12 protein-coding genes are annotated in these 14,201 nt (G+C 62.2%); 11 read left to right on the top strand and 1 reads right to left on the bottom strand.

Going from position 1 to position 14,201, the window contains the following annotated elements; genetic code table 11:
• The first annotated feature begins 113 nt into the window (after nucleotides 1-113).
• The 5 genes from U5S82_04110 to U5S82_04090 are packed head-to-tail and all read left to right on the top strand — an operon-like array spanning nucleotide 114 to nucleotide 4,652.
• Nucleotides 114-1,484: a cobyrinate a,c-diamide synthase gene (locus U5S82_04110; GenBank protein ID MDZ7750841.1), complete on the top strand. Its 1,371-nt coding sequence runs from the start codon at nucleotides 114-116 to the stop codon at nucleotides 1,482-1,484.
• Nucleotides 1,485-1,531: 47 nt separating this feature from the next.
• Nucleotides 1,532-1,846 carry an iron-sulfur cluster assembly accessory protein gene (locus tag U5S82_04105; GenBank protein MDZ7750840.1) on the top strand — a complete coding sequence of 105 codons (315 nt, stop codon included), beginning with the start codon at nucleotides 1,532-1,534 and terminating at the stop codon, nucleotides 1,844-1,846.
• A 41-nt stretch (nucleotides 1,847-1,887) separates the two neighbouring features.
• Nucleotides 1,888-3,474 carry a histidine kinase gene (locus U5S82_04100; protein MDZ7750839.1) on the top strand — a complete coding sequence of 529 codons (1,587 nt, stop codon included), beginning with the start codon at nucleotides 1,888-1,890 and terminating at the stop codon, nucleotides 3,472-3,474.
• 19 nt (nucleotides 3,475-3,493) lie between these two features.
• The gene (locus U5S82_04095; GenBank protein ID MDZ7750838.1) at nucleotides 3,494-4,147 is read left to right on the top strand and encodes a response regulator; all 654 of its coding nucleotides are present in this window, start codon (nucleotides 3,494-3,496) and stop codon (nucleotides 4,145-4,147) included.
• Between the two features lie 37 nt (nucleotides 4,148-4,184).
• Nucleotides 4,185-4,652, top strand: a complete 468-nt coding sequence (locus tag U5S82_04090) for a rhodanese-like domain-containing protein (protein MDZ7750837.1) — start codon at nucleotides 4,185-4,187, stop codon at nucleotides 4,650-4,652.
• 6 nt (nucleotides 4,653-4,658) lie between these two features.
• Here the strand turns inward: U5S82_04090 and cysG are convergent, their stop codons facing one another.
• On the bottom strand, nucleotides 4,659-6,092 hold the full coding sequence (cysG, locus tag U5S82_04085) for a siroheme synthase CysG (GenBank protein MDZ7750836.1): 1,434 nt from the start codon (nucleotides 6,090-6,092) through the stop codon (nucleotides 4,659-4,661).
• 172 nt (nucleotides 6,093-6,264) lie between these two features.
• Between cysG and U5S82_04080 the strand changes: the two genes are divergently transcribed.
• From U5S82_04080 to U5S82_04055, 6 genes are all read left to right on the top strand, one after another.
• A complete protein-coding gene (locus tag U5S82_04080) occupies nucleotides 6,265-6,600 on the top strand; it encodes a rhodanese-like domain-containing protein (GenBank protein ID MDZ7750835.1) in 336 nt (111 codons plus the stop codon).
• Nucleotides 6,601-6,716: 116 nt separating this feature from the next.
• Nucleotides 6,717-6,947, top strand: a complete 231-nt coding sequence (locus U5S82_04075) for a sulfurtransferase TusA family protein (protein MDZ7750834.1) — start codon at nucleotides 6,717-6,719, stop codon at nucleotides 6,945-6,947.
• A 69-nt stretch (nucleotides 6,948-7,016) separates the two neighbouring features.
• Nucleotides 7,017-7,499 (top strand): DsrE/DsrF/DrsH-like family protein, encoded by a 483-nt coding sequence (locus U5S82_04070; GenBank protein MDZ7750833.1) that lies wholly within the window; start codon nucleotides 7,017-7,019, stop codon nucleotides 7,497-7,499.
• 451 nt (nucleotides 7,500-7,950) lie between these two features.
• The gene (locus U5S82_04065) at nucleotides 7,951-8,904 is read left to right on the top strand and encodes an outer membrane lipoprotein-sorting protein (GenBank protein MDZ7750832.1); all 954 of its coding nucleotides are present in this window, start codon (nucleotides 7,951-7,953) and stop codon (nucleotides 8,902-8,904) included.
• A 59-nt stretch (nucleotides 8,905-8,963) separates the two neighbouring features.
• Nucleotides 8,964-11,186, top strand: coding sequence for a DUF1302 family protein (locus U5S82_04060; protein MDZ7750831.1), 2,223 nt, complete (start codon nucleotides 8,964-8,966; stop codon nucleotides 11,184-11,186).
• 156 nt (nucleotides 11,187-11,342) lie between these two features.
• Nucleotides 11,343-14,150 (top strand): MMPL family transporter, encoded by a 2,808-nt coding sequence (locus U5S82_04055; GenBank protein MDZ7750830.1) that lies wholly within the window; start codon nucleotides 11,343-11,345, stop codon nucleotides 14,148-14,150.
• Nucleotides 14,151-14,201 lie beyond the last annotated feature (51 nt).

Here is a 14,201-nt window from a genome sequence, read left to right as displayed (position 1 = left end):
TGGCGATACGCGCTCCTCTTTCATCATCTCGGGCGGCGCGTATCGCCATGAGAGTTACCCCCGCCCCCGGGCAACGACATGCCGGGGGTTGGGGCTGATTGCCATACCGCGCCGTGTCCCATCTCTATATATCGGCCGCTCATAAATCTTCCGGTAAGACGACCGTCTCCATCGGCCTGTGCGCGGCGCTGGCGGCCCGCGGCCTCAGCGTCCAGCCCTTCAAGAAGGGGCCCGATTACATCGATCCCATCTGGCTCGGCCGGGCGGCGGGGCGGGTGGCGTACAACCTCGATTTCAATGTCCATTCGCCGGCCGAGGTGTCAGCCCTGTTCGCGAGCCGCAGCAGGGATGCTCATATCGGTATCATCGAGGGCAACAAGGGGCTCTACGACGGCTTGTCCCTGGACGGTTCCGACAGTAACGCCGCCCTCGCCCGACAACTCGGCAGTCCGGTGGTGCTGGTGGTGGATACACGGGGCATCACGCGGGGCATCGCGCCCCTGCTCCAGGGTTACAGGGTCTTCGATCGCCAGGTCGACATCGCCGGGGTGATACTGAATTTCGTCGGCGGCGCCCGCCACGAGGACAAGCTGCGCCGGGCGGTTGAGCACTATACCGATATCCCGGTCCTCGGCGCCGTGCAGCGCAACGCCGCCATCTCCATCGAGGAACGCCACCTCGGCCTGGTGCCGGGAAACGAGGCCGGGGGCGCAGACGCCACCATCGCGGCCCTGGCACGACTGATGGAGCAGCAGTTGGACGTGGATGCCCTCTTGGAGGTGGCACGCACCGCTCCCGCCCCGGTCGCGGGAGAGGAGCCGGCGCCGCCCGCCGTCGTCGGCGCGCGCGGATTGCGTCTGGGGGTGTTGCGGGATGCCGCCTTCGGTTTCTATTACGCGGACGATCTGGAGGACCTCGCCGCGGGCGGTGCGGAACTGGTCTACATCGACGCCATCCAGGATCGGCAACTCCCAGCCATCGATGCACTGGTGCTGGGCGGGGGGTTCCCCGAGACTCATCTCGAGCCGCTGGAGGCCAATGAGGGGCTGCGGCGGCAGATGGGCGAAGCCATAAGGGACGGCATGCCGGCCTATGCCGAGTGCGGTGGCCTCATGTATCTGTGTGATGCCATCACCTGGGGCGGCGAACGGCGCGCCATGGTCGGGGTACTGCCCCTGGAAGTGGAAATGGGTGAAAGGCCCCAGGGTCGCGGCTACGCCAAGGTGCGGGAGACGCCGCGCCATCCCTGGCCCGGTGGCGGCGCCGGGACCGTCATTCCGTGCCACGAGTTCCACTATTCCATGCTGGTTAAACCCGGCGCCGGCCATGCCTATGCTTACGCTGTGGATCGCGGTCACGGCATCGACGGGCGCCATGACGGTATCGTTCGCCATCGCCTCCTGGCCAGCTACGTGCACATGCGGAACTGTGCCGAAAGCCGCTGGACCGAGCGGTTCCTTGCTTACGTCGCCGATTTTTGTTGAGCTTGTCGGCGGCCGCGGGCCTTTTTTCAAAACCAGGGGTATTCATCATGATCACGCTGACCACGGCGGCTGCCGAGCAGATCAGGAAATCGGCGCAGGAAAGCAATCTGGAGGGATTGTCCCTGCGCCTCGCGGTGAAGCGCATGGAGGACGGCAGCTTCGATTACGGTATGGGCTTCGATTCGGAGACGGAGGACGACCTGCGTTTCAAGAGCGAAGGCGTAAATGTGGTGGTGTCACCGGCCTACATGGAGATGCTCAACGGGCTGACCCTGGACTACGTGGAACTGGAACCCGGGAGCTTCAATTTCATCTTCCTCAATCCCAACGATCCCAACTACACGCCGCCCGCCGGCGGATGACGAAGTGACGAGCCGGTGGCTGTCTCCCCAGCACTCCCAGGGTGCGACAACCTGAAGTGAACCGGGCCGCCGGCGGGCGCACGCGGGTGACACCGCATGGGGGCAACCGGAAGGAGCCACCGGAGCGATTCCACAGCGGTATTCTCACCGCCATTCGAGTGTTGGTGGGGGTCTCCGTAGCCGGCGTGCTGGCGGTGGCCGGCGCTATGGCGGCCGGGGTGCTGCCCGTCTACGCGACCCTCTCCCTGATCTGCCTCGGGGTGATGGGCGCCGGCGCCGTGTACCTGGACATGCGCATCCGCCGGGATCTGCTGAGTCCCCTGGGGGAACTGCGCCACTGGGCGCACCAGCTGCGTTCCGAGCGACTCGATGCCCGTATACCCCTGGCCAGAGCCGGCGAACTCGCGGACATCGTAGGTCATATCAACAGGCTGAGTGACGAGTTCCAGCGCCTCAACGAGCGCATGGACGACGAGATCTCCCGTCATACCGAACGCCTGTCCCAGAAGACCCGCCTGCTCCAGGTGCTCTACGACGTGGCGGCGAGTATCAATATCTTCAATGATCTCGACGATCTGCTGACCCGCTATCTGCATACCCTCATCGATGTCGTGAGCGCCAGGGCCGCCACGGTGCGCCTGCTGGACGCCGAGACGGGGGAGATGCGCCTGGTGGCCGCGGTGGGTATGAGTGACGAAGAACTGGCGACTCAGCGCGCCCGCGCCGCCGAGGACCTGATGGATGGTTGGGTGATCACGGAGGAGGGGATGCGCGAGCCCCTTCATCAGGCTGGTGGAAACGATGCCCCCCCGGATGGGGCACAGCAGTGTGTCGCCGTACCCCTTCGGCATCACGGCGCCACCCTCGGTGCGTACGAACTGTTCCTCGATGATAGTGAACTGTTGTCCCGCCCGGATCTCCAGGAGCTCCTGAAAAGCGTCGGCCGCCACCTCGGCATGGCCATCGAGAAGGTGCGTATCGACCGCCAGGCCCAGCGCCTGTCCATCATGCAGGAGCGTAACCTGCTGGCCCACGAACTCCATGATTCCCTGGCCCAGACTCTGGCCAGCCTGCGTTTTCAGGTGCGTATGCTGGAGGATACCCTGGAACACCATGAGAGCGACGTGGCCCGTGCCGAGCTCGCCCGCATCCGCGGTGGCCTGGACGAAGCCAACACCGAACTCAGGGGGCTGCTGGCCCACTTCCGGGCGCCCATGGACAAGCGCGGGTTGTTGCCGGCGCTGGAGGACATCGTCGACCGCTTCAGGCGCGAGGCCGGCATCGTCGCCCTGTTCCAGCTCGAGTGCGCCCATCCCGATCTGCCCGCGGGCATGGAGATGCAGGTGATCCGCATCCTCCAGGAGACCCTTTCCAACATCCGCAGACATGCGCAGGCGCGTGCCGTGCGTATCCTCTTACGTTGCGACGACAAAGGGTCCTATTATCTGATGGTGGAAGACGACGGCGTGGGGATCCGCACCAGCGACATCGGCAGCCGGCCCGGCGAGCACCTCGGGTTGCAGATCCTCCAGGAGCGGGCGCGCCGCCTGGGGGGGGCGTTGCACGTGGACAGCGAGCCCGGCGAGGGCACGCGCATCGAACTCCACTTTTCCAACCCCGGCAACTGAGACCATCCGAGGTGACGCCTTGAAGGTATTGCTGATCGACGATCACACCCTGTTCCGCAGCGGCCTGCGGGAACTGCTTACGCGCCGGGGCATCGAGGTGCTCGCGGCCGAGGGCAGCGGGGAGGAGGGCATACTGGGCGCCCGGAGCCTCCAGCCCGACGTCATTCTGTTGGACCTGCGCATGCCTGAACTGGACGGTCTCACGGTACTGCGCCGTATCGTCGCCATGGAGTTGGGGATCCCCGTGGTCATTCTCACCACCTCCCGGGAAGAGACTGACCTGGTGGAGAGTCTGCGCAACGGGGCCCAGGGCTACCTCCTGAAGGACATGGAGCCCGATGAACTGGTGGGCGCCCTGGGCGACGTCATCGCCGGCAAGACCGTGGTGGCGCCCGACATGGCGGGCCTGCTGGCGCGCATGGTCAAAGGCGACGAAGCCGAGGAGCCGGGGCGTTCACCCTTTTCCATCCTGACCCATCGTGAGATGGAGATCCTGTGTCACCTCGCGGCGGGCCAGAGCAACAAGGTCATTGCCAAAGAACTGGAGATTTCCGATGGCACCGTGAAGCTCCATGTGAAGTCCATATTGCGCAAACTCGAGGTGCATTCCCGGGTGGAGGCTGCGGTGCTCGCCGTGGAGCACGGCCTGTGCCACAGGATCGCTGGCCAGTAACACCACCCACCATCAACGAAGACGAAGACCCGTAGTCATGAAGAGTTTCAACGATCTGGTTCGGGAGGTGGAGGGCCAGGTGCAGGAGATTTTCCCCTGGGACCTGGAGGAGCACATCACGGCGGGCCGCGAGCCCCTCATCGTCGACGTGCGCGAGCCTTACGAGTTCGACACCATGCATATACCGGATTCCATCAACGTACCGCGGGGGGTGCTGGAGACCGCCGCCGAGTGGGATTACGAGGAGACGGAACCGGAACTGGTGGAGGCGCGGGATAGATACGTGGTGGTGGCCTGCCGCTCCGGCAACCGCAGCATCTTCGCCGCCAGGGTCCTCGCGGAGATGGGATTCGGGAACGTGGTCAGCCTCAAGACCGGCCTGCGGGGCTGGAACGAGTATGAGCAGCCCCTGGTGGACGAAGGGGGTGATCCGGTCACCGTGGAGGAGGGCGATGCCTACTTCGCCACCAAGCTGATGCCGGATCAGCGCCGGCCCCGGGAGTGATCGACGTCAGATGCCGCGTTCCTCGCTGGAATACTGCTCCACGCTTTCCGTGGGATGGGGCTCGAACCAGGCCAGCTTGGCGCTCAGGCTCACCACCTCGCCCACGATGAACAGGGTGGGTGCCTTGGGCTTTCTGACCGCTATCATACCGGGCAGGGAGGACAGGGTGCCGATGAGGGTCTGTTGGCGCTGGGTGGTGCCCTGCTGGACCAGGGCGGCGGGCATGTCCGGCGGCATGCCGTGCTCCATGAGCTTGGCGCAGATGTCCTCGAGGCCCTTGAGACCCATGTAGAACACCACCGTCTGCTGGGGTTGGGCCAGGGCAGGCCAGTTGAGGTTGATGGTACCGTCCTTGAGATGGCCGGTGACGAAGACGCAGGATTGGGCGAAGTCACGGTGGGTCAGGGGGATCCCCGCATAGGCCGCACAACCGGAGGCGGCGGTGATGCCGGGCACCACCTGGAAGGGCACGCCCTCGGCCGCCAGGGTATCGATCTCCTCACCGCCGCGCCCGAATATGAAGGGGTCGCCGCCCTTCAGTCTGACCACCCGTTTGCCCTCCTTGGCCAGCCGTGCCAGGAGCTTGTTGATCTCCTCCTGGGGCATGGCGTGGTTGTCCCGTTCCTTGCCGACGTAGATGCGGTCGGCGTCGCGGCGGGTGAGGTCGAGGACCGCCTTGGCCACCAGGCGGTCGTAGACCACCACATCTGCCTGCTGCATGAGACGCAGCGCGCGGAAGGTGAGGAGATCCGGGTCCCCGGGGCCCCCGCCCACCAGATAGACCTCGCCGACGCGTTCGGGCTCGTCACGGCTCTCCTCGAGCTTCTTCTCCAGGGCCGCCCGTGCCTCCTTCTCCTGCCCCGCGAAGAACATCTCCGCGATGCTCCCCTGGAGCACCTGCTCCCAGAAGATGCGGCGGTGGGGAGGGTGGGAGAAGCGGGCCTTGACGCGGTCGCGATATTCCTCCGCCAGGGCGGCTATGCGGCCGAAAGTGGCCGGGATGAGAGTCTCCAGCCGGGCCCGGATGAGACGCGCGAGTACGGGTGACGCACCGCCGGACGACACCGCGGCCACGATGGGAGAACGGTCGATGATGGAGGGCACCACGAAGGTGCAGGCGTCGGTCTGATCCACCACGTTGACGGGGATGCCACGTTCCCTGGCATCGTTGGCGACGCGACCGTTGACGGCCGGATCATCCGTGGCGGCGATGACGAGGTGCATGCCCGTCAGGCGGTTCGCCTCGTATATCCCCTCCTGCCAAAGCACTTCCCCCTCGTGATAAAGGGTTTCCAGCGCCCTGCCGAGGCGTGGCGAGACGATATGCACCTCGGCCCCGGCACGCAGCAGCAGGGATGCCTTGCGAGAGGCCACGTCACCACCTCCCACCACCAGGCAGGGTTGGGCACGCACCTTGAGAAAAATGGGTAGGAATTCCATGGCTTCGGCATCCGAATCAGAGACAACCTCCTATATTCCCTCAATTGCGGGAGCAAGCCCACCTCCTGATGGGGATAACTGCCCCCATGCCTTTGAGGGGATTTACTTTATTAACGAATTCTTATATATTTGCTGACTATTTCACTGGATTATTTTCATCGAGGAGCGCTCCATGTTCGTTAAAGAGATCGAGGCAGCTGAGCTGGCCCAACTGCTGGCCGGCGACGAGTCCGTGGAACTCATCGACGTTCGTACACCGGGAGAGGCCGCCCGCGGGGTGATAGCCGGGGGGCAGAATCTGCCCCTGCACCTGCTGCCCCTCCATGCCGACCAGATAGCCCAACGGGGCCGCAAGGTGGTGTTCTACTGCCGCAGCGGGGCCCGCTCGGGCCAGGCCTGCATGTTCATGGCCCAGCGTGGTTTCGATGAGGCCTATAATCTGCGCGGTGGCATCATCTCGTGGGTCCGCAACGGAGAGGAGTTGGTGGACCTGCGTCAGAGCGCTTGAAGAGTGCCAGATCCTGGCGGTGGAATCGGTCCTCAGGTTGCAAGAATTAGAGAATTCAAATATAAATGGAAAATTGCGAGATTTTTCCAACCCACTATTGCTAAAAGGAGACATCCATGGCTGATTTTGATCAGGAACTCGACGCTAGCGGACTCAATTGTCCTCTACCCATCCTGCGCGCCAAGAAGGCATTGGCGGCCCTCGACAGCGGCAAGATTCTGCGGGTCGTGTCCACGGACCCGGGCTCGGTCAAGGACTTCGAGGCATTTTCCAAGCAGACGGGTAACGAGCTGATGGAGTCCGGGGAAGAAGCGGGCAAGTTCGTCTTCATGATCAAGAAGGCGTAAGGAAACGGACCTCAGTCAGGTCTACCCAATATTACATTCAGACCCACCAGACCACAGGAGGAGGCAGTCATGTCAGACGACAAGAAACTCGCCATCATCGCCACGAAAGGCACTCTCGATTGGGGATACCCTCCCTTTATTCTTGCCTCCACCGCAGCTGCTCTGGGATACGAGACTCAGATCTTCTTCACCTTCTACGGCCTGCAACTGCTCAAGAAGGACCTGGATCTGAAGGTCTCTCCCCTCGGCAACCCCGGCATGCCCATGCCCATGGGGATGGACAAGTGGTTCCCCGTCCTCGGTACTGCGTTGCCGGGCATGGAGTCCATGATGTCCTCCATGATGAAAAAGAAAATGGCATCCAAGGGCGTCGCCAGTCTTGAAGAGCTGAGGGAGCTCTGTACAGAAGCGGAGGTCAAGATGATCGCCTGTCAGATGACCGTCGACCTGTTCGACTTCTCGACGTCGGATTTCGTGGATGACATCGAGTACGGCGGCGCCGCCACCTTCTTCGAGTTCGCCGGCGAATCCGATATCTGCCTGTTCATCTAGTCCCACCACCAGTATCGCAACACCCGCAAAGCCGGCTTATGCCGGCTTTTTCGTTTCGTGCGCCATAGCCGAAACCGGCCCCTGTAAAAGGTGGCCCTAAAGAGAGCAGTACCCTTAGGCCCCCGGCCCCCGGCCCCCGGCCCCCGACTCTGACCCCGACCCCCGGCTCGACCCCCGACCCCCGGCTCGACCCCCGACCCCTTCGCAGTCCCTAACTTGGCGCTCTTGGCCTTGGCGAGAGGATTTTCTTCTCTTTACACTCTCGAATCCTGCTGGCGAGCCGTAAATAAACCGAGGTTGTGAATTAGTTTATTAACAGCGACTTATTTGCGCCGAATAAAAAAAGAACCTACCATCTGTTCCGTAATCTACACGCTGTGTGTAATAAATGTAACATAGTGTTACGATCCGCATTATGAATAAAATATCAGTACGTTACGGAGGAGATGTAATGCGCATACTGAAGGCCTGTACCGGTCTCGTTTCAGCCGCTTCCCTGCTTGCCCTCGCCCCCTTAAGCGCCAATGCCGGAGTCCCCAAGGACCTCCCCTATCCCTCCGGGGGCGATCTGACCGCCGAGCAGATCATCGAGCAGGTCTATTTCGTCAACCATTTCTACTCCTTCGACAACTATGGCATCTCCGAGAAGGACGGCGACATCACCGTGCTGGTGAACAAGGCCGAGGGAGCGAGGCCCATCAACGTCACCCTGGAACGTTACCTCAACAACACTTACGACGACGGCAACATCAAGGCCAAGGACATCGCGATCTTCCGCTCCGGCAAGCTGCGGGGCACCGGCATGCTCATCGTGGACTACGTGGACGACGCCCAAAACCAGTCCTATTCCATCTGGCTGCCGGCCCTGCGCAAGATCCGCCGCTTCGCCGAACCCGCCCACGACGATGCCTGGGGCGGCTCCGATTTCACCTTCGGTGACGTCACCCTGCGCAAACCCTTCCACGAGACCCACGAACTGCTGGGTACGGAGACCTTCGATGACTGCCTAGGCACCATCGACGACGTGCGCAGCCGTTACCTGAAGGAGCCCCCGGAGCCCGCCTGCAATCACAAGGGCAAAGAGGTCTACAAGGTCAAGAGCACCACCAAGTTCGAGAACTGGTGGTACGACCACCGCATCAGTTACATCGATACGACGACCTTCGCCGACTACCGCACCGACTACTTCAAGGATGGCGAGAAGGTCAAGGTCATCGACCGTGACTGGATGAGCCTGGGCCTCGACGATCCGCGGGCCCTGTCCTGGCGCTCCTGGTACGGCAAGACCTTCTCCAACGGCCACGAGACCTGGGCCGTGATCCCGGATTCCGTGGTGATATACAACTCCGATGAGCGGGACGAGGATTTCTGGTCCGAGAGGACCCTGCGCCGTATCAAGCGCTGATGGGCCGCATCACACTAAACAAGCAATCTTAAAATTCGGTTTTTCGGGGGAACCAACTAATGGCCATGAAACCTTCACCTTTGGCCCTCGCGGTGGCCCTGGGCATCGCCCTGCCCGGCGCCGCGGTTGCGGAGATCAGCACCTTTGGCTTCATCAAGAACGAGACCTCCATATTCGTCCAGGACGGTCAGCCCACCGGCAGCGCGCGTAGCGCCATCGACGACAGCGACACCCGCAAAGCGGGCGAGGCGTTGAAGTTCGAGAACTCGGCCCGGTTGTTCCTCAACGGCGATGTCACCGACGACATCGTATGGCACGGTGACATCAACATCATCTACGACTCCAAGGCCATCGACGATGGCGGCGTGGAGTACGAGGGCCACCGTCTCTACAGCCAGCACGACTGGCTGCGGGAACTCTACCTGGACATCTACGCCGGCGACTGGGACGTCCGCGTCGGCAAGCAGCAGATCGTGTGGGGCACTGCCGATGGCATCAAGCTGCTCGACATCGTCAACCCCACGGACTTCCGCGAGGTGGTGCAGAACCAGTTCGAGGACTCCCGCATCCCCATCTGGATGGTCAAGGCCGAGCGCAACGTGGGCGACGCCTCCAACATCCAGTTCATCGTCTCCCAGGTGGAGGAGAACAAGTTCGCCGGCTTGAACGGCGACGGCGACGCCGGCCATCCCTTCATCTTCAAGGGCGTGGATACCATTACGGGGCAGGTGAATGGGTTCCTCAACATCGCACCCAACCTGGCCGGGGTAGCCACCAGCTTTACTAGCGGTGCCTTCGGGGGGCTTATCGGCGGTGCCGCGAGCCCATTGGGCCTTGCCCCCTTTACCGGCACCACCGTTGACGGCTTCGCTGGCCAGGGCTGGACCGTAAACGCGGGCTTCATTACCCCTACCTTCGTACCCAATGGCACCGATTCCGATACGGCTTCGCCCTGTTTCACATCGACCCCCCCGGGCAGCACGTGCACCGGATTCAGGTTGCTAGACAATATCGCCCAGGGAGGGGTCCTGGGGCCGAACGACCCGAATGCCAACAACAGCCAAACAAACCTGATGACGGAAGAAGGAGAGGGTGGCGTTCCTAGCACTGTGATATGGCGGCCGGGAGACCCGCGCTCGGCGTTCGAGCACATGCCCAACGCCACTTTTGCGACCTTTAATACTTTTGCCGGCAATAGTGGTTTGGGCGGCCCTCATGGACCGGTCGAGACATCCTATGTCAGAGACTATCCGGACAAGCAGGAGAATGCCAACGCGGGCTTACGGTTCCGCCAGCGTCTACCCAACGGTTTCAACTATTCCCTCAACTATTTCTACCACTATGACGCCAACCCGTCGGTGGATATCAGTTGGCATGATGCGAAGACAAAGACGAAGCTTGTAACGGAATTGCGCAAAGCAGATACCAACCTGGGTGGTGGAGCAGTATTGCCAGACGGTGACCCGGTTCTTCGGAGCCAAGCTCCCCGTGACTTGACCACGGAAGCACCCGTGACAGTCCTCCTGAAGAACCTCAATCCTAATGATCCAAATTTCAACACCTATTACGGCGCCTTCAACCCCGACCTAATGGGAAAGTTGGGATCCAACGGCCTCAGCCCCAATGGCGCCGAACTGCGCTTTACTGAAAGCCTCAACCGCATCCACAGCTTCGGCGCCTCTTTCGATTACGGTGTGAGTGGATGGAAGTTTCCCACGGTGATCAGGGGCGAATTCCTCTACGACAAGGATACCCTGCAGCCGGTGGTGGACAAGCGGCTTCTCTCCATCGGTGATTTGGAAGGCGCCCTGCAGCCTGAGGAGCAGGACATATTCAAGTACGTCATCGGTGTAGATGTGACGGTGTTTACCAACCTGCTGGTGAGTGGCCAGTTCATCCAGTTCCGCAACCTGGATTTCGAGGACAAGAAACGCACCTGTTTCACTCAGACGGGAGCCCAGTTCGACTGCTCCAAATACACCGCCGATTTCGCCTCCATGTCCCTCGAGAACAGCCTGAAGAAAGACAATAAGAATCAGGAGTTCTACTCCCTGTTCCTGTCCAAGCCCTTCGGGCCGTCGGACGAGCATCGCTGGAACAACATCTTCATCTACGAGGAAGACGGCGGCAAATGGAACCGTTTGGACGTGCAGTACCAGTTCTCCGATTTCCTCATCGGTACCGCGGAGTGGAACCACTACTGGGGTGACGAGGACACGCAGTTCGGGCAGTTCAAGGACTCGTCCAGTCTCCAGGTGGGTCTGCGTTACATCTTCGAGTGAGGCCATGCCGGGCCGCCGGCCGATTCTCCTATCGGCCGGCGGTGACCGGCCATGACTTTGCCCTGGAAGCGTCCCGGCCCGTCGCGGGTCCCCCTTTGTTGATGCTGTCGCCCGCCGGCGGGCATCGAACCGTGTTTATTCCGAGGAGAACCTTCAATGGCGCAGTCGGCGAATAATCACCTCCAGAAAGAACAGCGGATGGCGGATCGTTACGCCGACTTCGTCATCCGCTTCCGCTGGCCCTTCATCGCCATCCTGTTGGTTTTTACCATCCTGGCCGGCACCCAGGTGCCGAACCTCGATATCCGCAACGACCCCGATACCCTGCTGCCGCCCAGCAACCGCTACGTGGCGACCAACCTCTATGCCGAGGAGAAGTTCGGCATGGGCAACCTCATGGTGTTCGCCCTGCGCGTCAAAGAAGGCGACATCTACCAGGCGTGGTTCGTCAACAAGCTCCAGGAGCTTCACCGCCGGCTGGTGGAACTGCCCACTTCCCGCCCCGCTAATTTCATCGACATCGCCGCCCAGAAGATCAAATACATGGGGGCCGACGAGACGGGACTGGTGTTCAAACGCCTCATCCCGACCGCCGGCATCAGCGATGACCCGGCGAAGGCGGCGCAGCAGCTCGCCTTCCTGAAGGAGGGCGTGGAGAGCAACCCGGTGATGGCGCCCATGCTCATCTCCATGGAGGATGCGGCAGGCAACCTGTGCGAATTCGACGATTACGAGACCAGGAACTGCACCGCCAAGGCGGCCTACATCATCGGCGACTACACCGACGAGGTGAAGGAGATCTACCTGCCCTGGGTGCGCGATGTGCGCGCCATGATGGACGAGTTCGCCGAGGACGAGCGACTCGAGGTCCTGGTGGCGGGGGAACCCTATTTCCTCGCCTGGATGCTCGCCGACCTGGTCAACAAGTGGTGGCTGTTCGCCATTTCCTTCCTCATCGTGCTGGCGGTGCTGTGGTATGAGTTCCGGGACTGGCGCGGTGCCGTGTTCCCCCTGCTGGGAGTCACCGCCACCATCATCATGACCCTGGGCCTGATGGGGTTGTCCGCCTTCAAGCTCACCACCATGATGGTGCTCACACCCATGCTGCTGCTGGCCATCGGCATCGGCCACTCGGTGCAGGTGACTCGCCGCTTCCTCCAGGAACAGGCCTCCAGGGGTGATTGCAACGATGCGGCGCGCACCGCCATCGCTCGCACCATCATCCCGGCCACCCTGGCCATCATCACCGACATGGTGGGTTTCGCCACCCTGGGCCTGGTGGACATCTCCTTTTACAAGGCCTACGCCTATTTCGGCATGTTCGGCATGCTGACCCTGCTGTTCACCACCACCACCCTCATTCCGTTGCTGATGATCCAGTTCCCGCCGCCGGCGGCCTGTTATCAGGAGGAACGGGCCTGGGAGAAGAAGATCGGCGGGGTCATCACCCGCATGCTGGCGGGGCCCGGCAAGTGGCTGCCCATCGGCTTCGTGGTGCTCGTGGTCGGCGTGTCCGGTTACTACACCAACATCATGAACTGGAAGGGCGACCCCCTGGCGGCGGAACGCCTCGCCGAGGAGGGAGACATCATGCCGGGGGTGGAGAAGGGCATCAACTACGCCCGTGCCGCCTTCAAGGAGAAGTCCATCACCATCCAGCACATCGAGCGCCTGAACGAGATCATGCCGGGGGTGATCTCCGTCTCCATCCCCATCCGCGGCAAGGAGCCCACGGCGCCCCTGTGCATAGACAAGTATTTCCCCGAGGAACTCTTCGACATCGAGGACCCGGAGGAGAAGACGGCGGCGTGTCTCGCCAGCAAACGCGAACTCGGCTGTTGGGACCCGGAGGTGTGCGGGGCCCAGGGCATCTACAACGATGCCGAGGTGCTGGCGGATATCGAGGCCATGGAGAACTGGATGCGGGACCACAAGTTCATCGGCTTCACCGGTTCCTACGCCCAGTACGTGCGGCTGGTGAACATGCTGCTGGCGGTGGACCCGGGGGAACAACCGCAAATGACGGACCTGCGGATCCCCACCCGGGAATACCTCGAGTCGATCGATCCCAATGACACTCGGGTGCCGGATGATCTGGTGCAGCTCTACAACGGTCTGCTGGAGACCATGACCAGCGCCGGGGACATGGATTCCTTCGTCTCCAGGGACTGGAACGAGGGCGCCATCATGGGCTTCATCAATACCATGCATCCGCGGGAGACCCACGAGGTGACCGTGGACATCATGGACTACGTGGAGGCCCACAAGAACGACCCCGGTTTCAGCAAGGCGAACTTCGGTCTGCGTTGCTGCTGGACGCCCGACGACCCGGACTTCTCGGGGGACGTCAACGCCCTGTCCAAGGAGGGGCCGGACTACGTGCGTCCCGGGGTGGGCGGCTTCCTGGGGGCCACCGAGGCCACCCGCGAGGTGGCCATGGAGGAGTGGCTGAAGAGCCCGCTCATCACCGCCCTGGCGGTGTTCCTCATCGCTGCGGTGATCTTCCGGTCCGTCGTGGTGTCCATCATCCTCATGGTGATCCTGTTCATCACCCTGTTCGCCCAATACGGCCTCGGCGGCTACATGTCCGCTACCGGCAACTGGTCGGGCAACCTCGCCTTCCATCTGCTCACGGCCTTGTCCATCTCCATGGGGCTGGGCATCGACTACGGCATCTACATGATGTCGAGGTTGCGGGAGGAGATGCAGGCCACCGGCGGCCAGTGGACCGACGCCCTGCGTAATACCCTCAATACCACGGGTTCGGCGGTCATCATGTCGGTGGTGGTGTTGCTGGCCTGTTTCATTCCCCTCATGAACACGGATCTGGCCAACACCTGGGGCCTCGGGATCTACATCTCCGAGGCGCTGCTCATCGATGTGGTGACCACCCTGACCCTGCTGCCGCTGTTGGTCTACTGGCTCAAACCGCGCTTCGTGTTCGGCGACACCCGGGCCGCCTGACGCCGGCGCATCCCACCCCGGGGCGGGCGACGGCCGCCCGGGGTGGGTGCC

The sequence above is a fragment of the Gammaproteobacteria bacterium genome (genome assembly GCA_034522055.1).
In the GTDB taxonomy this organism is placed as follows: Bacteria; Pseudomonadota; Gammaproteobacteria; order JAABTG01; family JAABTG01; genus JAABTG01.
Note: the sequence above shows the minus strand (reverse complement) of the source record. Positions and strands in the feature narration are given on the sequence as shown.